This window comes from Streptomyces sp. NPDC045967 (genome assembly GCF_056430495.1).
On record NZ_JBWKLE010000020.1, the window covers coordinates 60,692 to 79,581 of the forward strand.

General features: G+C 72.7%; 21 protein-coding genes and 1 pseudogene. 9 read left to right on the forward strand and 13 right to left on the reverse strand.

From position 1 onward, the window contains the following. Positions 1–5: 5 nt before the first annotated feature. The 7 genes from AC07FY_RS28030 to AC07FY_RS28060 all read right to left on the reverse strand — a co-directional run bounded on the left by AC07FY_RS28030 (position 6) and on the right by AC07FY_RS28060 (position 6,957). The gene (locus AC07FY_RS28030; RefSeq protein WP_479011519.1) at positions 6–1,001 is read right to left on the reverse strand and encodes a Rieske (2Fe-2S) protein; all 996 of its coding nucleotides are present in this window, start codon (positions 999–1,001) and stop codon (positions 6–8) included. Further along, on the reverse strand, positions 998–2,017 hold the full coding sequence (locus AC07FY_RS28035; protein WP_479011522.1) for a phytoene/squalene synthase family protein: 1,020 nt from the start codon (positions 2,015–2,017) through the stop codon (positions 998–1,000). The genes AC07FY_RS28030 and AC07FY_RS28035 overlap by 4 nt, the downstream gene beginning before the upstream one ends. Continuing rightward, the gene (crtI, locus tag AC07FY_RS28040; RefSeq protein ID WP_479011525.1) at positions 2,014–3,549 is read right to left on the reverse strand and encodes a phytoene desaturase family protein; all 1,536 of its coding nucleotides are present in this window, start codon (positions 3,547–3,549) and stop codon (positions 2,014–2,016) included. The genes AC07FY_RS28035 and crtI overlap by 4 nt, the downstream gene beginning before the upstream one ends. After that, on the reverse strand, positions 3,546–4,697 hold the full coding sequence (locus tag AC07FY_RS28045) for a polyprenyl synthetase family protein (RefSeq protein ID WP_479011527.1): 1,152 nt from the start codon (positions 4,695–4,697) through the stop codon (positions 3,546–3,548). The genes crtI and AC07FY_RS28045 overlap by 4 nt, the downstream gene beginning before the upstream one ends. 299 nt (positions 4,698–4,996) lie before the next feature. Then, entirely contained in the window at positions 4,997–5,209 is a 213-nt protein-coding gene (locus tag AC07FY_RS28050) for a hypothetical protein (protein ID WP_479011530.1), read from the reverse strand. 176 nt (positions 5,210–5,385) lie between these two features. After that, complete coding sequence (locus AC07FY_RS28055) at positions 5,386–5,790, reverse strand: VOC family protein (RefSeq protein ID WP_479011533.1); 405 nt, start codon at positions 5,788–5,790, stop codon at positions 5,386–5,388. 72 nt (positions 5,791–5,862) lie between these two features. Beyond that, positions 5,863–6,957: a mechanosensitive ion channel family protein gene (locus AC07FY_RS28060; protein WP_479011535.1), complete on the reverse strand. Its 1,095-nt coding sequence runs from the start codon at positions 6,955–6,957 to the stop codon at positions 5,863–5,865. Between the two features lie 110 nt (positions 6,958–7,067). On the opposite strand from AC07FY_RS28060, the gene AC07FY_RS28065 reads away from it, so the two are divergent. Then, complete coding sequence (locus tag AC07FY_RS28065) at positions 7,068–7,952, forward strand: YihY/virulence factor BrkB family protein (RefSeq protein WP_479011538.1); 885 nt, start codon at positions 7,068–7,070, stop codon at positions 7,950–7,952. Between the two features lie 157 nt (positions 7,953–8,109). Next, entirely contained in the window at positions 8,110–8,754 is a 645-nt protein-coding gene (locus AC07FY_RS28070; RefSeq protein WP_479011541.1) for a dihydrofolate reductase family protein, read from the forward strand. 53 nt (positions 8,755–8,807) lie between these two features. Here the strand turns inward: AC07FY_RS28070 and AC07FY_RS28075 are convergent, their stop codons facing one another. Then, entirely contained in the window at positions 8,808–9,383 is a 576-nt protein-coding gene (locus tag AC07FY_RS28075) for a maleylpyruvate isomerase N-terminal domain-containing protein (RefSeq protein WP_479011544.1), read from the reverse strand. 87 nt (positions 9,384–9,470) lie between these two features. Here AC07FY_RS28075 and AC07FY_RS28080 point away from each other — a divergent pair, with 87 nt between their 5' ends. Then, positions 9,471–9,617, forward strand: coding sequence for a hypothetical protein (locus tag AC07FY_RS28080; RefSeq protein ID WP_479011547.1), 147 nt, complete (start codon positions 9,471–9,473; stop codon positions 9,615–9,617). Between the two features lie 153 nt (positions 9,618–9,770). Here the strand turns inward: AC07FY_RS28080 and AC07FY_RS28085 are convergent, their stop codons facing one another. Then, positions 9,771–10,511, reverse strand: a complete 741-nt coding sequence (locus tag AC07FY_RS28085) for a class I SAM-dependent methyltransferase (RefSeq protein WP_479011550.1) — start codon at positions 10,509–10,511, stop codon at positions 9,771–9,773. Positions 10,512–10,688: 177 nt separating this feature from the next. Here AC07FY_RS28085 and AC07FY_RS28090 point away from each other — a divergent pair, with 177 nt between their 5' ends. From AC07FY_RS28090 to AC07FY_RS28100, 3 genes are all read left to right on the forward strand, one after another. Further along, positions 10,689–11,297, forward strand: a complete 609-nt coding sequence (locus AC07FY_RS28090) for a hypothetical protein (RefSeq protein WP_479011553.1) — start codon at positions 10,689–10,691, stop codon at positions 11,295–11,297. Between the two features lie 53 nt (positions 11,298–11,350). Continuing rightward, entirely contained in the window at positions 11,351–12,469 is a 1,119-nt protein-coding gene (locus AC07FY_RS28095; protein ID WP_479011556.1) for an AI-2E family transporter, read from the forward strand. Between the two features lie 149 nt (positions 12,470–12,618). Then, a complete protein-coding gene (locus AC07FY_RS28100) occupies positions 12,619–14,112 on the forward strand; it encodes a hypothetical protein (protein WP_479011559.1) in 1,494 nt (497 codons plus the stop codon). 145 nt (positions 14,113–14,257) lie between these two features. Here the strand turns inward: AC07FY_RS28100 and AC07FY_RS28105 are convergent, their stop codons facing one another. From AC07FY_RS28105 to AC07FY_RS28115, 3 genes and pseudogenes are all read right to left on the reverse strand, one after another. After that, on the reverse strand, positions 14,258–14,677 hold the full coding sequence (locus AC07FY_RS28105) for a DUF2267 domain-containing protein (protein ID WP_479011562.1): 420 nt from the start codon (positions 14,675–14,677) through the stop codon (positions 14,258–14,260). Between the two features lie 85 nt (positions 14,678–14,762). Next, positions 14,763–15,197, reverse strand: a complete 435-nt coding sequence (locus tag AC07FY_RS28110; protein ID WP_479011565.1) for an Hsp20/alpha crystallin family protein — start codon at positions 15,195–15,197, stop codon at positions 14,763–14,765. Between the two features lie 172 nt (positions 15,198–15,369). Further along, positions 15,370–15,487 (reverse strand): annotated as a pseudogene (locus AC07FY_RS28115) (helix-turn-helix domain-containing protein); the annotation flags it as partial. A gap of 72 nt (positions 15,488–15,559) precedes the next feature. Here AC07FY_RS28115 and AC07FY_RS28120 point away from each other — a divergent pair. Beyond that, a complete protein-coding gene (locus AC07FY_RS28120; RefSeq protein ID WP_479011746.1) occupies positions 15,560–15,643 on the forward strand; it encodes a chaplin family protein in 84 nt (27 codons plus the stop codon). A gap of 93 nt (positions 15,644–15,736) precedes the next feature. On the opposite strand, the gene AC07FY_RS28125 is transcribed toward AC07FY_RS28120, so the two are convergent. Beyond that, the gene (locus tag AC07FY_RS28125) at positions 15,737–15,925 is read right to left on the reverse strand and encodes a hypothetical protein (RefSeq protein ID WP_479011567.1); all 189 of its coding nucleotides are present in this window, start codon (positions 15,923–15,925) and stop codon (positions 15,737–15,739) included. 288 nt (positions 15,926–16,213) lie between these two features. Between AC07FY_RS28125 and AC07FY_RS28130 the strand changes: the two genes are divergently transcribed. Both AC07FY_RS28130 and AC07FY_RS28135 read left to right on the forward strand, forming a co-directional pair. Next, positions 16,214–16,981: an NPP1 family protein gene (locus AC07FY_RS28130; RefSeq protein WP_479011570.1), complete on the forward strand. Its 768-nt coding sequence runs from the start codon at positions 16,214–16,216 to the stop codon at positions 16,979–16,981. Positions 16,982–17,217: 236 nt separating this feature from the next. Continuing rightward, complete coding sequence (locus AC07FY_RS28135) at positions 17,218–18,708, forward strand: MFS transporter (RefSeq protein WP_479011572.1); 1,491 nt, start codon at positions 17,218–17,220, stop codon at positions 18,706–18,708. Positions 18,709–18,890: the final 182 nt, after the last annotated feature.

Here is an 18,890-nt window from a genome sequence, read left to right on the forward strand (position 1 = left end):
CCCGGTCAGCCCGGGAAGCGTCCGGTGCTGCGCAGCTCCCAGCGGCGCTCGGCGTAGGCGAGGTCGTCCTGCCACAGGCGGCCCGCCGCACGCCGCACGAGGGGCCGCAGCAGCGGGGCCGCGGTACGGGCGAGGGTGAAGCCGGGACGGTGGGAGGCCGCGAGCACGGCCTCGGTGACCAGGGTGCGGGGGCGGCCGTCGGTTCCGGGGCCCAGCGGGGTGGCGTGGGTTTCCACGACGGAGCCGGCGCCTTCGCCCTCGGTGATCCGCATGACGACGGTGCGGGGGCCGGGCGCGGTGAACTCCGCCGTCACCGGCACCACCACGCGCCGGGCCAGCTTGAAGGAGACGCGCACGGCGAGGACGTCGCTCGAGGCGCCGTCGTCGAGGACGGTGAGGTCGACGAAGGAGTAGGGGTGGAACCAGGCGCCGTGCCAGGGGTCGAGGCGGTTGGCCACGATGTCCTGCGGCTCGCAGGCACCGGTGCCGGTGTACACGGCGGTCAGGGCGCGGTGCGCGGGCGGGCGGAGCGGCACGGCGGGGGCGTCGGAAGGGTCCTCGCCACCGAGTTCGTCCAGTCGCACCCAGGCCAGCACTCCGTCGTCGTGGGCGGGGTAGGGAACCCAGCCGGCGAAGGGGCCGCCGTCGAGCGCCAGGCCGTGCCAGGGGCAGAAGAGGGTGCCGCAGACGACGGGCGCCCCGGCGAGGGCGGCGCCCAGGTGCGGGCAGGCGCCCGGGCCGGCGACGAGCGCGCCGCCGGCGTTGCGCCAGGCCACGACTTCCGTGCCGGCCACGGTGCGCCCGTAGCCGGCGCCCGCGCGGACGGCGTCGCTGGGACCGAGGACGTACCAGTTGCCGGAGGGCCGGGCTTGGGCGCGTTTGAGAGCGGCGCCGATCAGGGCGGGCGATGCCTCCCGCCACGTCGAGCGCTGCCGGTGCCAGGCCACCGGCCGGCGGCGGAGGCTGAGCGGGATGCGGGGGCGGCGGGCACGCGGACTCATCGGGAGGGCTCCTCGACCACGGGTGGCAGGGGTGTGGCGGGGGTCGCAGAGGTGGCGGGCGGGGCGGGCGCGGCTCGCCCGCCGGGGGTTCGCAGCCGGCTCACGGCGATCTTCGCCAGGCCGGAAGCCGCGACGGCCGCCCGGCGTCGCACGGGCACCGCGGAGCGCCGGTGGACGCTGGCGTACCCGTCGCGGGCGACGGCGTCGAGGATCTCGCCGTAGAGGACGAAGGCGGTACGGACGCAGGGACGCGAGACCGGTTCGAGCATGTCCAGGCCGGGCCGCGCCGCCGCGTAGAAGCGGCGGGTGAGGGCGGCCGCCGAGCGCAGGGCGCGGATGACACGGGGGTCGTCGCGCCCCGTGCGCCGGCTCCAGACCAGCAACTCTCGGTCGACTCCCTCGGACGCCAGCAGGTCGGCGGGCAGGTAGACGCGGTCGCGGTCGAGGTCCTCACCGACGTCGCGCAGGAAGTTGGTGAGTTGGAAGGCCTCCCCGAGCGCGGCGGCGTGCGGGGCGGCGGCGTCGCGGGGCGTGGTGTGGCCGAGCACGGGCAGCATCTGCAGGCCGATGACGGCGGCGGATCCGTGCATGTAGGCGCGCAGGTCCTCCAGCGTGGCGTAGTCGGTGACGGTGAGGTCGCTGCGCATGGAGGTGAGGAAGTCGTCGAAGTGCTGGTGGGGGATGCGGTAGTGGCGGGCGGTGTGGGCGACGGCGGTGACGACGGGGTGGCGGCCCGGGCCGCCCTTCATCGCCGCACGGAGGTCGAGCGAGAGAGCCTGGAGCCGCCGGGCGCGGTCGGCGGGTGCGGCGGCGGTGTCCAGGTCGTCGACGATGTCGTCGGCCAGCCGGGCGAAGCCGTAGAGGGCGTGCACGGCGGGCCGCCGGGAGGCGGGCAGGAGCCGGGTGGCGAGGAAGTACGTCTTGCCGTGCTGTGCGTTGAGGCGTCGGCACTGGTCGAAGGCGGCGCGCAGGGCCGGGTCGGTGATGTGTGCGGCGTCGAGTTCGCGTCGGGTCATGCCGAGCTGCCTTTCGTGGCAGCGGGCAGGGTCCCGCGCCGAGGGCCGGGGCCGGGCAGGCCGGTGATGCGGGCGGCGGCGAGGCGGCCGGAGATCAGCACGGTCGGGACGCCGACGCCCGGGGTGGTGCCGCAGCCGGCGAGCACCGCGTTGGAGGTGCCCCGTACGAGGTTGCGCGGGCGGAAGGGCCCGGTCTGGGCGAAGGTGTGGGCGGCGGAGAAGGGCGTACCCGCGGCGTGGCCCTGGGCGGCCCAGTCGGCGGGGGTGACGAGGACCTCCGCATCGATGGCGGCCTCGAAGCCGGTGAGCCCGCGGTGCTCCAGTTCGCGCAGCAGCGCGGTCCGGTAGCGGGGCCCGAGGCTCTCCCATGCGGCGGCGGAGGGGCCGACGGAGGTGTTGGGGCAGGGCGCGAGCACGTAGTGCGTGTGCCGGCCGGCCGGGGCGAGTCCCGGGTCGGTGGCGGTGGGCCGGGTGATGAGGAGCGAAGGGTCGCTCATCAGACGGCCAGTGCGGGTGAGTTCGTGGAAGGTCTGCTTCCACGCGGCGCCGAAGGAGATCGTGTGGTGGGCCAGTTCCGGCCAGGTGCGATCGGTCCCCGCGTGCAGGACGACGGCCGACGGCGAGTGCCGCAGGGCGATCGGGCGGCGCGGGCGGGCGCCGAGCAGCCGGTAGGCGGCGGGCAGGTCAGGGGTCAGTACGACCGCGTCGCAGGGGATGCGCCGGCGGTCGGTGACCACGGCGGTGATCCGCTCGCCGGAGCGCTCCAGGCGGGTGACCGTCTCTCCGTGGAGGAGGACCGCGCCGGCGTCCGCGGCGGCCGCGGACAGCGCGGTGGGTACGGCGTGCATGCCGCCCTCGGGGAAATACACGCCGGCGACGGTGTCCATGTAGGCGATGACCGCGTAGGCGGCGAGCGCGCGGGCCGGCGGGACACCCGCGTAGAGGGCCTGGAAGGAGAAGACCCGCTGGAGCCGCTCGTCCTTCACGAACCGGCCGATCTTCGGCTGGAGGCGGCCGAATCCGCCCAGTGCGGCGAGGCGGGCCAGGTCGGGGTGGAGCAGGGAGAGCGGGGAGTCGAAGTTGGCCTCGATGAACCGGCCCGTCTGGACGCGGTAGAGCTCGCCCAGCCACTGGCGCAGACGGCGGTAGCCGACCGCTTCGCGGCCGCCGGCGAAGCGTTCGACCTCGGCTTCCATGGCCCGGGCGTCGGTGTGGACGTCGAGCGAGCTGCCGTCGGCGAACCGGGCGCGGTAGGCCGGGTGGAGGGGGTGCAGGGTCAGCAGCTCGGACATGTTCCGGCCGACGGCGGCGAACGCCTCCTCCAGCAGATGCGGCATGGTGAGCACGGTCGGGCCGGTGTCGAAGCGGTGGCCGCCCCGCTCGATCAGCCCGGCCCGGCCGCCGGGAAGCGGGGCGCGCTCGACGACGGTGACCTCGCGGCCCGCCCCGAGGAGGTGCAGGGCGGCGGACAGGCCCGCGAGGCCGGCTCCGACGACGACCACGCGGTCGGTGCGCCCGGTAACCGTCTTCATGACGCCCGCCCCCGCCCGTCGGCCGGTGCGCCGGCGCCGGGGGGTGAGGCGACCTGTTCCAGCAGTTCGGCGAGGCGGTGGGCGGCGGGACCGGACAGCCGGGCGTCCGCCAGGCGGCGCTCGGACGCCCGGGCGAGCCCCGCGATGCGCCTCTCGACCAGCGCCGGGGCCCCGGTGGAACGCAGGGCCTCGCGCGCCCGCGCCAGGGCCCGGGCCGACCGGTCGGTGCTCGTCCGGTAGTCGTCCAACAGCTCGATGACGCCGGTCGCGCCGCTGGCACGGGCCCGCGCGTGGGCCAGCGCCAGGAGGTACGTCGCCTTGCCGGAGCGGAGGTCCTCCCCCGACGGCTTGCCCGTCACCTCGGGATCGCCGAACACCCCGAGGAGGTCGTCGCGCAGTTGGAAGGCGATGCCGGCGAACCGGCCGGCATCGACCAGCGCCCGGGCGGTGTCCGCCTCTGCGCCGGCGAGTGCCGCGCCCAGGGCCAAGGGTCGCTCCACGGTGTAGCGCGCCGTCTTCAGGCAGACGGTGCGGACGGCTTGCGCGGCCGTGCGGGAGGCGGTGGCCTGTCCGTGCAGGTCGAGGTACTGACCGGCGACCATCTCCGTACGCATGGCCCGCCAGATCCCCAGCACCTCGGCGCGCACGGTCGGTTCGAGCTCGACGGCCGCGACGAGGTCGTCGGCCCAGGACAGGGCGAGGTCGCCGGCGAGCACGGCGCCCGACAGTGCGAACGCCGACGCGCCGGGCACCGGCGGAAGCGGGGCGGCCGCCCGGTACTGGTCCGCGAGCTGCGCGTGGAAGGAAGGGCGGCCGCGGCGGACGGCCGACCGGTCCATGACGTCGTCGTGGATGAGGGCGCAGCTCTGGATGAGTTCGAGCGCCGCCGCGATGCGCAGGGCAGCGGCCGTGCGGGTGTCCGAGCCGCCGCAGGCGCGCAGGGACCACCACAGGAGCCGGGGCCGGATGCGGGAGCCGCCGTCGAGGGTGAAGGCCGACAGCCGCTCGGCGATGTCGGCGGCGAACACCGGGTCGAGGGAACGGCTGTGGGCCGTGAACTCCGAGCAGACGTGTTCGATTTCGCGGGTGACGGTGCCGGCCACGTCGTCGTCGACGGACTGCGCTGCGGTGCGGGACGTGGACGGCAAGGGCGGTGCGCCCTGTGGGCGCGGGGTCGGGCCGAGACGCCGAGCAGCCGACTTCGCTAGCATCCAGGCCTCCGTGTCGTGAAGCGGTACATGACACCTGTTCCGGCTCTCCCCGTAAACAGATGCGCTCGGCCGCTTTCCCTTGACCGCGCGAGACATTCGTCCCCCCGGGGGCGGACGGCTCAGTCGGCGCGAGCGGCCGGTCCACCCGATGGGCGCATCGCGCCCGGGCCACGACGGGGCGGACGCTCGGCCCCCCATCACGCCGGTCACCCCGGCCGCACCGGGGGGCCCGCCCCTCAGTCCGTCGGCTCCTGGGGCTTGGCGGAGCCCGGCCCCGCGGCGGGACCGGACGGCTCGGTGGCCTCGCTCCCGCTGTCCTCGGCAGCGCCCGGGATGTCGGGGGCGGGCGTGCCGAGGGGCGGCAGGTCCGGGGTCACGGCGTCGCGTTCCTCCGGGACGGAAGCCGGAAGCTCCGGCTCCTTCGGTTCCGGTTCACTGGCACGGGTCATGACGGTCCTCCTCGTGGGCTCGTTCGGTTCACGGTCCGTCTGCCCGCCCGGTGGTCATCCACGCGTCCGGCGCGACGTACGCACGGTGCGGGTGAGGGCCGCGCGCAACCGCGGAACGCCGGACGCTGAGCTGCCCGCCGTACGCCGCACGCCGCACGCCGCCACGATCCGGGGCGCTACATCGCGGGTGCCACCGCTTCGAGGACGAACGCGTGGCCGTCCGGGTCGGCGTAGCGGCGCACGGTGGTGCGGCTGCCGGGCGCGGCGCCGTCGTCCTCCGCGGCCACCGGGCGGGCCCCGAGGGCCACCGCCTCGCGTTCGGCTTCGTCGAGGCTCTGCGGGTCGACCAGGATGCACAGGTGGGCCTGGTGGGAGCCTTCCGGGAGCGGCCAGCTCGGCGGGGCGTGGCTCGGGTCGCGGCGGACGCCGAGCACCACGCCGTTGGCGCCGGTGACGAGGAGGAAGTCCCCGTCACCGGGCGCCGGTCCCGCCGTGGCACCGAGCAGGTCGGCGTAGAAGCGTGCCAGGACCTCGGGCTCGGCGCTGTCGAGGACGAGGACGGTGGTCTTGGGTACGGTCATGCATCCCGTGTGCCCTGTGTCCGCATCTGTACGCAGAGCGTCGCGGCACGACGCGGTGCGGCGCCGCGGGTGTCAGGTCCCGCCCTGCTTCGGTATCCGCCCCGTTGTCCCGGCCGGGGACGGCACCTCCAGCTCCGGCGCCGGGGCGAGCACCACCCGGGGCAGGGCGTCCGGGTGCTTCTCGCTGAGCCAGGCGATCAGCTGCTCCCGTACGGCGCAGCGCACCGTCCACAGGTCGTCGGCGTTCTTCGCGGTGACGATCGCCCGTATGACCATGGTGGACGGCGTCGTCTCGGTGACGGCGACGTCCCAGCCGCGGCCGTCCCACTCCGCGCAGTGGTTGAGGATCTCGTGCACCTTGTCCCGGATCAGGTCCACCGGCGCGCTGTGGTCGCAGTGGAGGAAGACGGTGCCGGTCATCTGGACGCCGCCGCGGGACCAGTTCTCGAAGGGCCGGGTGGTGAAGTAGGAGACGGGCATGGTGATCCGGCGCTCGTCCCAGGTCCGTACGGCGAGGAAGGTGAGGGTGATGTCCTCCACCACCCCCCACTCACCTGCGACGACGACCGTGTCCCCGATGCGCACCATGTCGCCGAAGGCGATCTGGAACCCGGCGAAGAGGTTGCCCAGGGTCGACTGGGCGGCGACGCCCGCGACGATGCCGATGATCCCGGCGGAGGCGAGCATCGAGGTGCCGAGCGCGCGGAAGCTCGGGAAGGTCAGCAGCATGGCCGCGAGGGCGACGACCGTGACCACGGCGGTCACGACGCGCGTGATCAGGGTCACCTGCGTGCGGACCCTGCGGACGCGGGCCGGGTCGCGCGTACCGGTGGCGTAGCGGGCGTAGCCGGACTCGACGGCGGCGGAGGCCACCCCCACGACGAGCCAGGCGCCCGCACCGATCAGGGCGAGGGAGAGGATCCTGCCGATGACCTCCTGGTTCTCCTGCATGGCCTGCCAGGCGGTCTGCCGGTAGGACCCCCGGAGCAGCGCCGCGAGCAGCACGATCTTGAACGCCGGGAGGCAGCGGCGCAGCTTGTTCCACAAGGGCGTGTGGGGGTGGCTGGCGTCGGCCCGGCGCAGCAGCAGTCCGGCGGCCCATCCGGCCGCGACGGTGAGCAGGACCGAGCCGCCCAGGAGGATCAGCAGGTGGAGAGCGGTGTTCATGTCTCCTCAGCGGTTGTCGGGGGCATGGACTCGCACGCGCCTGCCCAGGAGGAGCGTGCCGACACCTCGGGCGGCGCATGACCCCGCCCACCGTCGGGCACGCGGGTGTCGTGACAGGGATCTCGAACACCGCAGCGCGCGGCGAACGCCGGCTCGCCGACATCACCCGGCGCACCCGTGCCGCGCTCGTGCGTACGGCCGTGCGGGTGTGGAGCGACAACGTCGCCGACCACGCGGCGGCGCTCACCTACTACGCGGTGCTCGCGCTCCTGCCCGCCCTGGTCATCGCGGTCTCGGTGGTGGGACTGCTGGGCGCGGCCACGCGTGAGCGGCTCGTCGCCGACCTCACCTCGTACGCGCCGCCCCAGTCGGCGCAGGTGCTGCGCGAGGCGCTCGACGGGCTCCTGGCGGCGGGCACCTCGATCTGGGTACTGCTGGTCAGCGGCCTGGTCAGCGCGCTGTGGTCGGCGTGCAGCTATCTGGCGGTCTTCCGCCGCGCCCTGCACGCGATGCACCGGGTGCCCGACACCCGGCCGCCGCTGCGCGCGGCGCACATGCTGCTCCTCACCGCCTCGCTGCTGCTGGTCCTGCTGGTGGCGGGCGCCGCCGGGCTGGTCATGTCCGGGCCCCTCGCCCACTGGGTCGTGGAGAAGGCGGGGTGGTCCGGCGTGCCCAGCGTGGCGCTGCTGCGCTGGCCGATGCTGCTGGTGGTCGTCATCCTGCTCGTCCTGGTGCTCTTCCGTACCGGTCCGGCGCAGACCCGCGGTACGCGGCGCGGCCTGCCCGGCGGCGTGCTGGCGGCCCTGCTCTGGCTGTCCGCCTCGATGCTCTTCACCCTCTACACCCAGCTCGACACCTACGGCCGGCTCTACGGTTCACTGGCCGGGATCGTCGTCTTCGTCGTCTGGCTGTGGTTCGCCAACCTCGCCCTGCTCACCGGGGCCCAGTTCAACGCGGAGCGGGCCCGGGACCGGGGCGCCGGGCCCCGGGCCTGACCGCGCGGAGCGGCCGGGGACGGGACCGACACGGCGGGGGCCGCTCGTGGTCGGCCGATCGTGGTCGGCCGATCGGACGTCCGGCGCGGCGATGAGTTCCCGTGCGGCCGCCGGTCTACCTCTTGACGGAGAGAAACCGATTCCCCGGGAGCACGCCATGGGCCTCATCCACATCGAGTTGTTCGCGACCCTCGACCTCGTCGGGCAGGCGCCCGGCGGCCCGGAGGAGGACCCGGCCGGCTTTCCGTTCGGCGGCTGGCAGGCGCCCCTGATGGACGAGGTGGCGGCGGCGCAGATCAGTGCCGCGTACGAGGGCACGGACGCGCTCCTGCTGGGCCGGCGCACGTACGACATCTTCGCCGCCTACTGGCCCCACCAAAAGGGCGGCGAGGACGAGGACATCGCGACGCTCTTCAACCGGGTCCCGAAGTACGTGGCCTCGCGCGGCAGGCCCGACCTCGCATGGGCCGGTTCCACGCAGCTCGGCCCGGACCTGGCCGCCGCCGTGCGCGAGGTCCGCGACCGGCACGGATGCGTGAAGGTCGTCGGGAGCCTGGACCTCGTGCAGACGCTGCTGCGCGAAAAGCTCTTCGACCGCCTCGACCTCTGGATCCACCCCATCGTGCTGGGCGTCGGGAAGAAGGTGTTCGACGGCGGTGGGGTGCCCACCAACCTCACTCTCCTCGAGCCGCCGGCGGCCGGCCCGAAGGGCGCCGTCCACCTCCGCTACGGCCTCGCCGAGGGAACGCCCGCGACGGGGGACATGAGCGCACCCGACCGCGGCGTCGGACGGAACGCCTGAACGCGTGACACCCCCGGGCCCGGCCGCCCGGGCCCGCGGGGATACCCCGTACGTCATTCCGGCAGGGCGGCCTGCCACGTCCACGAGGAGCGGCGGGGGCGCCCGTCCAGCTCGCCCCTGCCGGTGCACCAGAGGAGGACCCGCGCGGGGTCACCGGGCGGCGCGTCCGGGAAGAGGCGGCGCAGTACCACCGCGCAGAGCGGGTCCGGGGGCGTCCACGGCGCCCCCAGCCCCTGCGTGATGTCGTACGTGTGGAGGAGGACCTCGGCGACGCCCATCGCCGCGAACCCCGCCGGGTCGCACGGCCCCCAGTGCCAGGCCCGGGCCTGCGGGCCGGCCGCGGCCAGCGCACTGCCGAGCAGCCCGCCGCAGGCGGTGACCACCTGGAGCACCTGGTGGGGGGAGGCGTCGGGCCGGACGGCCAGGTCGAACGGCAGATAGGCATCGGTGGCGCGGCCCGCGACCTGCCCCGCGTAGGCCAGGAGGTCGTGCGCGACGTGGGCCGCGGTCGTCCGGCAGCTCCATTCCAGCGAACCCGCGGGGACCGCCCAGTTCGCATCTGCGAGCGGGCCGAGCACCCGCATCATCTCGGTGACGGCCCTGTCGACGTCGCGGTGGTCCCAGCGCATGGCGTGATGCTAACCCCACGGCCGGTTTCGACGCAGGGTCACGGGGCACACGTCGTAGCGTCACGACCTGCTACCCCGGGAGGACCCATGTCCGGACTACTCGCCAAGATCAAGCAGTTCAGCCGCACCCCTCAGGGGCAGCGGACGATCGCCTCGGTGCGACGTGCGGCGTCCGACCCGCGCAAGCGGGAGCAGGCCCGCGGCATGTTCAGGCGCCTTCGCGGCACGCGCTGACGTCGGCCGGCCGAGCGCGCCGGTACCGGACGAAGGGGCGACGGGCGCGGACGAGCCCGGGCGGCGCCGGCGGTGACGCCCCGTGCGACGGCGGGTGATCCCGGCCCCAGGGCCGGGATCACACCGCGCCGCGTCGTCAGGCTGTGCGCCGCATCAGGCAGTGCAGCGCAGCATCGTCAGCGGCGGGTTCGCGGCGTAGTCCGCCCAGAACTCCTTCCCGAACTCCTCCAGGCCGGCGTCCGAGATGTCCAGCGGAACCCACTCGATCCGGCTGAATCCCGCCGAGACCAGTGTCCGCTCGTAGGTCTCCTTCGACGGCGCGGTCGCCTCGAACGAGACGGGCGGATCCAGCAGCGCCGTGATCCGCGTCCCCCGGCCGATCTCGTTGTCCTTGCCCGTCGACTCGCACAGGAACCCGTACTTGGCCAGCGACGGGCCGTCGAAGTCGTAGCCCGGGTTCTGCCCGAACAGGTAGAAGGCGGCGCCGGGCACGAGGCTGCGCCGGATGTTGCGCATCATCAGCTCGATCTCGGCTACATCGCTCGCGTAGTTGAACGCCTGTACCGCCACCGCGATGTCGAAGGGCCGGTCGAAGCCGCGCAAGCTGGCCGTGTCCCCGACTTCGTACTCGATGCCCAGGGGCTCGGACTGCTCGCGGGCGTTCGCCGCGTCGATCATCGCGCCGGAGATGTCGAACCCGAGGACGCGCGACGCACCGCGACGCTTGAACGCGCGGCTGTAGAACCCGGTGCCGCAGGCGATGTCGAGCACGGACTTGCCGGTGACGTCGCCGACCAGGGCGAGGAAGCCCGGTACCTCGCCGTACCGGATGATGGGCAGGGTCTTGAAGCCTTCGAACGCTTCGCCGATGCCGTCGTACAACTGACCACTCATCGTGGTTGTTCCCCTCGATTTGTGGCGTCGGCTCTCAGATTGAGCCGCGGCCCTCGGCGGGAAGTCTCTCCCCCGGCCATGGATCTTCGTACTGGCGGAAGCTACAGACATGCGCACGGAACCACCGGGTGCGAGTCCAAACCTCGACGTCGCCGGAACCGGAACAGGAGTACCCAGATGCGCCTCTACGCCCAGACCCGAGCACGCCGTTGCCGGCAGGTGCTCTCCGATCTCGTCGCGCTGGGCCTGATGGCGGGCGCGGTGTGGTGCGCGCTGGCTGTCCGCGACGAGATCATGCGCCTGGCCGAGCCAGGGCGGAAAGTGGAGGAGGCGGGCGGCAGTCTTGCCTCCGGCCTCGGCGATGCGGGAGACGCGGCCTCGAACGTGCCGGTCGTCGGCGGCATCCTGAAGAAGCCGCTGCGATCCGCCGCGGAGGCGAGCAACGGGCTTTCGGACGCCGGGCAGTCGATGCAGGAGGCGGTGAGCCGCGTCGCCGACCTGACCGCACTCGCGCTGATCGTCGCGGCGGTGACGTTCGTCCTGGCGCTCTGGCTCCCTCCGCGCGTGCGCTGGATCCGGCGCAGTGCTCTGGTGCGGGGCATGCTCGACGCTCCCGGTGGTGCCGATCTGCTGGCCCTGCGCGCCCTGACCGGCCCGCCGGCGCCCCTCGCCGCGATCTCCGTCCCACCGGGAGGTCTCGCCGACGCCTGGCGCCGCGGAGACGAGGAGGTCATCGGGGACCTGTGCCGGGTGGCCCTCCGTCAGGCGGGCCTGCACCGCTCGTGAGCGCCCCGCCCGGGGGTGTCCGGGGACGAACCGAGTGTGAATAGGGTGACCCCATGTCTGACACATTGAGCTCCACAAGGACCGCCGCCGCACTGCGGACGTCGGCACGGGTCTGCGCCGAGGTACTGGTGGTCCTGGTCATGGCGGCGGCGGCCCTGTGGCTGCTGGGCCGGATGTGGTCGGTCGTCTGGCCGCTCATAGTCGCCCTGTTCCTCACCACCCTGACCTGGCCCCTGGCCGCGTTCCTGCGCAGGCGGGGGTGGCGGCCCGCGCTCGCCGCCACTGCGGTGACCGTGGTGTTCCTCCTGGTGGCCGCGGGCATCGCGGCGCTGATCGCGGTGCCGGTGGCAGCGCAGTCCGGCGAACTGGTCGACGGCGTGTCCGCGGGCATCCAGCGCCTGCGCGAGTGGGCGGCCGGGCCGCCGCTGAACATCGGCGACGACCAGATCACCGGTGCCTCCGACGCCGCGATAGCCCGCCTGCAGAACAGCGTCGGCAGCGCGGTCACCACCGTCGTCACGGGGGTGAGCACCGTCTTCAACGGCCTGGTGACCGCCGTGCTGGCGCTCTTCCTGATGTTCTTCTTCCTCAAGGACGGCCCGCGCTTCCTGCCGTGGCTCACGCGCCAGCTCCCCGGCCGGCTCGCGACCGACATCCCGGTCGTGGCCGAGCGCGGCTGGCAGACCTTGGGCTCGTTCGTCCGGTCCCAGGCCTTCGTCGGGCTCCTGGACGCGGTGTTCATCGGACTGGGCCTGTGGATCGTCGGCGTGCCCCTGGTGCTGCCGCTGGCGGTCCTGACCTTCGTCTCCGCGTTCGTGCCCATCGTGGGAGCCCTCTTCGCCGGTCTGGTGGCGGTGCTCATCGCGCTGGTGTCGAACGGTCTGACGGACGCACTGATCGTGCTGGCGATCATCGTCGCGGTGCAGCAGCTCGAGGGCAACGTGTTCCAGCCGATGATCCAGAGCCGCAGCCTCGGTCTCCACGCCGCCGTGGTCCTGCTCGCCGTCACACTGGGCGGCAGCCTGGCGGGCGTCGTGGGCGCGCTGCTGGCCGTACCGGCGGCCGCGCTCATCGCCGTCGTCTGGAACTACCTGCGCGAGCAGCTCGGCGAACCGCCGCACGAGCCCGAGGAGGCCTTCGACGGCGTCCCGGCCGCCCCCGTACCGTCGTGACGTCGTGACCCCATGACACCGTGACGTCGCAACCCCGTGACACCGCCCCGCGCCGGGTACAGAATCGAGCGGGTCGGCGTGAAGCCGAGGGGTGGGGACGGGGGCGCTTGATGGGTCGGGCACTGCGGGTGGGTATCACCGTCGTCGTGGTGGGGTTCGCACTGTGGTGGGCGTCGTACTACACGACGATCGCCGTCTGGGAGCTGCGCAAGCTCTTCGCCTGGTTCGCCCTGCCGCTGCTGGCCGCGGCGGGCACCGCCGCCGTGTGGTCGGCGGTGCGGTGGCTCCGGCGGCGCGCGGGGCATCGTGGTGCGGACGCCGGGGACGCGGCGGTCGCCCTCGGGTGCGCGGGGGCCGTCGTGGGACTGGCCCTCACCGTCGGCTGGCTGGTGTACGGCTCCTACCTCCAGGACCGCGCCTACATGGCCACCGCGCGGATCGTGACCGAACCCGTCCCCGGCCTGACGGCCCGGGTCCCCTATGTCGTCGGCGAGGCGCAGGCCGCACCGCACCTCGGCGATGTCACCGGTGAGATCTCCGACATCACCTACCTGCCCGACACGGACACGTTCGGCACGCTGGTGGAGCGGCGCGGCTGGCTCGCCGGATACGAGGTCGGGCTCGTGCAGGACGTGCCCCTCGGCGGCGAGAGCCGCAGCCAGGAGCGCTGCCGGTTCGACGCGTCCGTGGCGGACGCCCGCATAGGGGGCTGGTTCTCCCACAACCTCGGCCGGAAGATATCGGCCGAGAAGCGCTGGCTCCGGTTCGACGCCGAGGACGCCTACGTGACCTGCACGGGCGGCTCTCCGGTCGTGGTCGTGCCCCTCAAGCGCCAGACCGGCCTCCTCGTCGTGACAGAACGCCCGGCGGGCGTCGCGCTCTACGACGGGCGGACGGGAAGGCTCACGCTGACCACCGACACATCCGCCGTCCCCGGCCCCTCCTACCCGCTCAGTCTCGCGGCCCGCCAGCGGGAGGGAACGGCGGCCGTGGGCGGCTTCGGCGACTGGTGGTTCGAGCGCAGCGGCTGGGACGCCTCGGAGGACGGCGCCAACGAGGGCAACGAGTCCGAGTTCACCCTGCGCCACCGCGAGGAGACCGGGCGCAGCGCGTACGTCACCCCGCTCACCCCGCAGGGGGAGGCCAGTTCCGTGGTGGCCGTGTCGGCCGTCCCCACCCGGCACCAGGGCAGCGGGCTGGCCCCGATGGCCATCTACCGCCTCGATCCGGCCTGGTCGTCCCCGAAGGCCCTGGTGGCCCTGATCAAGGCCGAGTACCGGGATGTCTGCTGCTACAACGACGACCAGGTGTTCGAGGTGGTGCCCACCGGTGGCAGCACCTGGACGGCCACCGTGGGCAGCGAGCAGAACATCCGGTACCGGGTGGAGGGGAAGGGCCAGGTGGGTGGCCGCGAGGCGACCTGCCTCAAGGCCGCCGACGGAGCGCTCATCCGGTGCGCGTATGCGGCGCCCGGCTCGCCCGAGGAGCAGGAACTCAAACGCCGGGAGCAGGAGAAGCAGCAGGAGGCGGGCGCGAAGGGCCCGGACGGCTCCGGCGACCTCACGGCCTACGACAACGGCCAACTGGCCGATCTCCAGCGTCGGTTGAGTGAGGAGATCGGCCGCCGCCTGAAGGCCGGGTAGCCGGGCGGCCCCACCGGACCCACCCTGAAGGACTTGCGCGACATGCCCATGTCAATTTCGGACGGTGGTCAGCGTGCGTCCCGGCGGTTGGCCGCAGGGCTTCATCGGCCATGGGACCTCCGGGTCACGACGCCGCGTCCGGGGGTCAGGGCAGGCGGTCGGACCGCTGCTCGGCCGGGGACGGGGCACCGAAGAGCAGCTCGTAGCCCGGCGGGAGCTGGAGGAGGATGTCGTGGGTGAGCCCCTCTCCGGCGGCGGCCGCCACGGTCGACAGGACGGCTCCGATGTCCCACAGGGCCGTCGTCTCGGTGGCTCCTTCGATCCAGGCAGCCGTCGCCCGGACGAACCGCTGCGGGGAGAGGGGTTCGACGGCTTGGAGCGGATTGAGCAGGATCAGGGCGTACGTCTCGGGCAGACGGGCCGCGAGCCGCGTCCGGACCGAGCCCACCAGGTGGGCTCCCAGCAGGCCGAGTACGACACGCGCCACCCTCTCGGCCTCCTCCCGCGTCTCGTACTCACCGATCTCCTGGACGCGGGCGAGGAACAAGTCCGTACGCAACGGCATCACGTCACCTCCGGTAGCCGGAAGAGGGGAAGGGGGGAGGGCGGGAGCTGCCGGGGGCACAGGACCCCGCCCTCCGCGTACCGGTTCAGCCGGAGATCTGCTTGCGGTCGTCGGAGCGGCCGATGCTGACCTTGCGGGGCTTGGCGCGTTCGGCGATGGGAATGCGCAGGGTCAGCACTCCCGCCTCGTAGTCGGCCTGGATGCGCTCGGTGTCCAGGGTGTCGGCCAGGACGATCTGCCGCGAGAAGACGCCGAGGGGCCGCTCCGAGAGCTCCATCTGCACGGCGTCCGACTTCGTGACCGGCCGGCGCTCGGCCTTGACGGTCAGCATGTTCCGCTCGACGTCGATGTCGATCGCCTCGGTGCTGACGCCGGGGAGGTCGAAGGCGATCACATAGTCGTCGTCTTCTCGGTACGCGTCCATCGGCATGACGGACGGCCTCGACCAGGTGCCCGACGCACCCGAAAGCTGCTGGACGATCCGGTCCATCTCGCGGAACGGGTCGGTGCGCATCAACATCGCGAAACACCTCCAGTTGGTTCAGGCAGGAACTGCCAATGCGCTTCAACGTGCTTCCTTTGTAACATGTCATCCAAACGATGACAAGCACGGGAGTCAGCCGTACGACGACATGTCGTCCGTCAGCGGGGTGACGACGCCGTGAGGGCGTGCGGCTACCCTGGGTGTCGCCTTCGACTCGCCATCGCAGCAGGTCACCGGCCTGTGATCGAGCACTCGCAGAGCGCGGCAGGTGTCGTGAAGCGCATCGCTTTCGCCCGGCCGTTCTTGAGCACCGCCGGGTTGGCGGGCGCGGGCGTCCCGCCGCCGCCCCGAACGCCCCCGGCGTCGGATCGGGCGACCTGGTCCACGTCCCCGTTCACGTGCCGGTCAACGCCTGCGGCGACTCCCTCGATGTCGCCGGCCTGCTCAATCCGATGCTCGGCAGCGCCTGCGTCAGCACCTGACGCAGAACCCCCTGCGGCCCCGTTCCGGCATTGAGCCGGAACGGGGCCGCAGGGGTGACCGGGCGGCGACGGCCGGCCCGGGACGGCCCGACGTCAGCGGGCGTGGTGCTGGACTCCGCGCTGTCGCGGCACCCCGGTCCGCCGGGGGCCGGTGCGGCGGTGGCTCGGTCGCCGCCAGCGGCCCGGGAAGGCATTGCGCCGCGCGGGGACGCTGGGAGCCGCAACCAGGAGGCCGACAACTGCGAGCACCGCGACGAGGATGAGCACGGCAACGAGGTTCATGTTCCTTCCCTCCGTCGGGTAATGACTGCCTGTCACTACGTCTTGTTACCAAATTGACGGGCGGTAAACACAGAGGGTGATGAATCTTCTGGTGCACGAAGCGGCCCGATAACAGGCCTCCCCGCAACTTCCCCTGCACTTACGGACGTTGGACCTCACGCCTCGTCAAAACGTCCATCGCTCCGACTCTTGCCGTGCCACCCCGGTTCGCGAATGATGCTCCCGGCGTGCGTGTCGGCCCAGCCGGGCCCGGCGCTCCGCCCCACCCCGAGCGGCCGGAGGCCAGTCATGCGGACGCGTCATCACATACGGAGATCATCCGTCGTTATCGGCGCCGCCCTCGCGCTGGTCGTCGCCGTACCCCAGGCGGCCTTCGCGGCTCCGCCCCCCGCCCTTCCCGTGAACGCCGGTGTCATCGAGCTGGCCTTCCAACCGGCGTACGACTACGACACGGACGGCTGCTACCCGACGCCCGCCATAGGCCCGACCGGCGTCCTGAACAGCGGCCTCAGCCCCACCGGCGCCCTCAACGGCAACTGCCGTGACACTTCCGACCTCGCCAACACCAACGGCTACTCCCGCGCCGCCTGCAACAACGGCTGGTGCGCCGTGATGTACGCGCTGTACTTCGAGAAGGACCAGGCCATCCCCGGCATCAGCCTCGGCGGCCACCGCCACGACTGGGAACACGTCGTGGTGTGGATCCAGGGCGATGTGGCGAAGTACGTCGCCACCTCCGCCCACGGGGACTTCGACATCCACACGCGGGACCAGATCCGCTGGGAGGGCACCCACCCCAAGATCGTCTACCACAAGGACGGCGTGGGCACGCACTGCTTCCGCGCGGCCAACACCAACGACGAACCGCCGGAGAACCACCGGGGCACCTGGCAGTTCCCCGCGCTCGTCGGCTGGTCGGGCTATCCCGCGACGCTCCGGGACAAGCTCAGCCAGGCGGACTTCGGCAGCGCCCACTTCGGCCTGAAGGACGGTTCCTTCTCCTCCCACCTCGCGGAGGCCAAACCGGCGGACGTCCCCTTCGACCCGTACCAGTAGCCCGCCCGGCGGGGTTCCCCGGCGGGCGGGGGCTCCCCGGCGCCACCACCCGGCCCGGACCGGCAGCGCCTCCCACCGCGACCCCGACCGGGCCGGCGTCGTCGGGGCGGCTGCGGCTTCGGTCCTGTGAGGCGCCCGACCACCCTGGAGCGGGGGGGTGATCGCACCCGCATGTCGGACCGGTTCGAGGGAAACCGGCAGGCGGGGGGCGACCACGAGGGAGGTAGCAGAAAACGATGGCATCCGATTTGTCGCCGGGTTCCGTGCCGGCCACCAACGGCACCGTCACCACGGCCGTGCCCGCCCGCCTGGACCGACTGCCGTGGTCCAGGTGGCATTGGATGATCGTGATCGGCCTCGGCACCGTCTGGATCCTCGACGGGCTCGAGGTCACCATCGTCGGCAACGTGGCCGGCCGCCTCGCCGAGGAGGGCAGCGGGCTCGACATCACCGCCGCCCAGGTCACCGGTATCGCCGCCGCCCTCTATGTGGCAGGGGCCTGCACCGGGGCGCTCTTCTTCGGCTGGCTGACCGACCGGTTCGGCCGCAAGAAGCTCTTCATGGTCACGCTGGCCGTCTATCTGGCGGCCACCGCGATGACCGCGCTGTCGTTCGAGTCCTGGTGGTTCTTCCTCTTCCGCTTCCTCACCGGCTTCGGCATCGGCGGTGAGTACGCGGCCATCAACTCGGCGATCGACGAGCTGATCCCGTCCCTCTACCGGGGCCGGGTCGACCTCATCATCAACGGCAGCTACTGGCTGGGCGCGATCGGCGGAGCCCTGCTGTCCGTGGTGATGCTGGACACCGCCATCTTCCCCAAGGACCTCGGCTGGCGGCTCAGCTTCGCCCTCGGCGTCGTGCTCGGCCTGGTCATCCTGCTGGTACGCCGGCATGTTCCGGAAAGTCCGCGCTGGCAGTTCATCCACGGCCGGGAGGAGGAAGCCGAGGAGCTGGTCTCGTCCGTGGAGCGCGAAATCGAGCAGGAGAAGGGCGAGCCGCTCCCGCCGCCGGCCGGTGAGATCACCATCCAGCAGCGCAAGGGGATCGGCTTCGGCCTGATCGCCAAGACCGTCTTCGGCCGCTATCCGCGCCGCGCGTTCCTCGGCCTGTCGCTCTTCATCGGCCAGGCTTTCCTTTACAACGCGATCACCTTCGGCTTCGGCACCATCCTGACGACGTTCTTCGACGTGCCGACGGGCCACACCGGCTACTACTTCGCCGTGATCGCCGCGGGGAACTTCCTCGGACCGCTCCTGCTCGGCAAGCTGTTCGACACGGTCGGGCGCCGCATCATGATCTCCTCGACCTATCTGATCTCGGGCGTGCTGCTCTTCGGCACGGCGTGGCTGTTCGACCGGGGTTCCCTCACCGCGACCACCATGACCGCCTGCTGGTGCGTCGTGCTGTTCTTCGCGTCGGCGGGGGCCTCCAGCGCCTACCTGACCGTCTCCGAGGTCTTTCCCATGGAGACCCGGGCCATGGCCATCGCCTTCTTCTACGCCCTCGGCACCGCGGCCGGCGGTATCAGCGGCCCGCTGATCTTCGCCGGCCTCACCGAGTCGGGCGTGCCCGGTGACACGGCACTCGCGTTCCAGATCGGCGCCGCGCTGATGTGCGCCGCCGGCATCGTGGCCGCGTTCCTGGCGGTCAAGGCGGAGCGCCGGTCGCTGGAGGACATCGCCGAGCCGCTGTCCGTGGCGAAGCCGGCCCGGGTGGGCTCCGCATGACCGTGCCGGAACTCCTCGGCTCGGCCCTGACCCCTCGGTGAGGGAACCGGACCACGTGGGAGGGGGGTGGGGGGGGGGGGGAGGGAGGAGCCCCCCCCCCCCCCCCCTTTTTTTTTGGGCAGGGTTACCCCCCCTTTCCTCCCCTGCCCCTCTGTCCCCCGACGTTTTCCTTTTCTCTTTGG

Coding starts and splice junctions, on each gene's coding strand:
- crtI (WP_479011525.1), bottom strand. CDS start 3,549: ATGAAGACGGTTACCGGGCGCACCGACCGCGTGGTCGTCGTCGGAGCC.
- AC07FY_RS28105 (WP_479011562.1), bottom strand. CDS start 14,677: ATGCCGTTGCGTACGGACTTGTTCCTCGCCCGCGTCCAGGAGATCGGT.
- AC07FY_RS28085 (WP_479011550.1), bottom strand. CDS start 10,511: ATGAGTGGTCAGTTGTACGACGGCATCGGCGAAGCGTTCGAAGGCTTC.
- AC07FY_RS28050 (WP_479011530.1), bottom strand. CDS start 5,209: ATGACCCGTGCCAGTGAACCGGAACCGAAGGAGCCGGAGCTTCCGGCT.
- AC07FY_RS28075 (WP_479011544.1), bottom strand. CDS start 9,383: ATGCGCTGGGACCACCGCGACGTCGACAGGGCCGTCACCGAGATGATG.
- AC07FY_RS28090 (WP_479011553.1), top strand. CDS start 10,689: ATGCGCCTCTACGCCCAGACCCGAGCACGCCGTTGCCGGCAGGTGCTC.
- AC07FY_RS28060 (WP_479011535.1), bottom strand. CDS start 6,957: ATGAACACCGCTCTCCACCTGCTGATCCTCCTGGGCGGCTCGGTCCTG.
- AC07FY_RS28130 (WP_479011570.1), top strand. CDS start 16,214: ATGCGGACGCGTCATCACATACGGAGATCATCCGTCGTTATCGGCGCC.
- AC07FY_RS28035 (WP_479011522.1), bottom strand. CDS start 2,017: ATGACCCGACGCGAACTCGACGCCGCACACATCACCGACCCGGCCCTG.
- AC07FY_RS28030 (WP_479011519.1), bottom strand. CDS start 1,001: ATGAGTCCGCGTGCCCGCCGCCCCCGCATCCCGCTCAGCCTCCGCCGC.
- AC07FY_RS28110 (WP_479011565.1), bottom strand. CDS start 15,197: ATGTTGATGCGCACCGACCCGTTCCGCGAGATGGACCGGATCGTCCAG.
- AC07FY_RS28095 (WP_479011556.1), top strand. CDS start 11,351: ATGTCTGACACATTGAGCTCCACAAGGACCGCCGCCGCACTGCGGACG.
- AC07FY_RS28070 (WP_479011541.1), top strand. CDS start 8,110: ATGGGCCTCATCCACATCGAGTTGTTCGCGACCCTCGACCTCGTCGGG.
- AC07FY_RS28125 (WP_479011567.1), bottom strand. CDS start 15,925: ATGAACCTCGTTGCCGTGCTCATCCTCGTCGCGGTGCTCGCAGTTGTC.
- AC07FY_RS28055 (WP_479011533.1), bottom strand. CDS start 5,790: ATGACCGTACCCAAGACCACCGTCCTCGTCCTCGACAGCGCCGAGCCC.
- AC07FY_RS28135 (WP_479011572.1), top strand. CDS start 17,218: ATGGCATCCGATTTGTCGCCGGGTTCCGTGCCGGCCACCAACGGCACC.
- AC07FY_RS28080 (WP_479011547.1), top strand. CDS start 9,471: ATGTCCGGACTACTCGCCAAGATCAAGCAGTTCAGCCGCACCCCTCAG.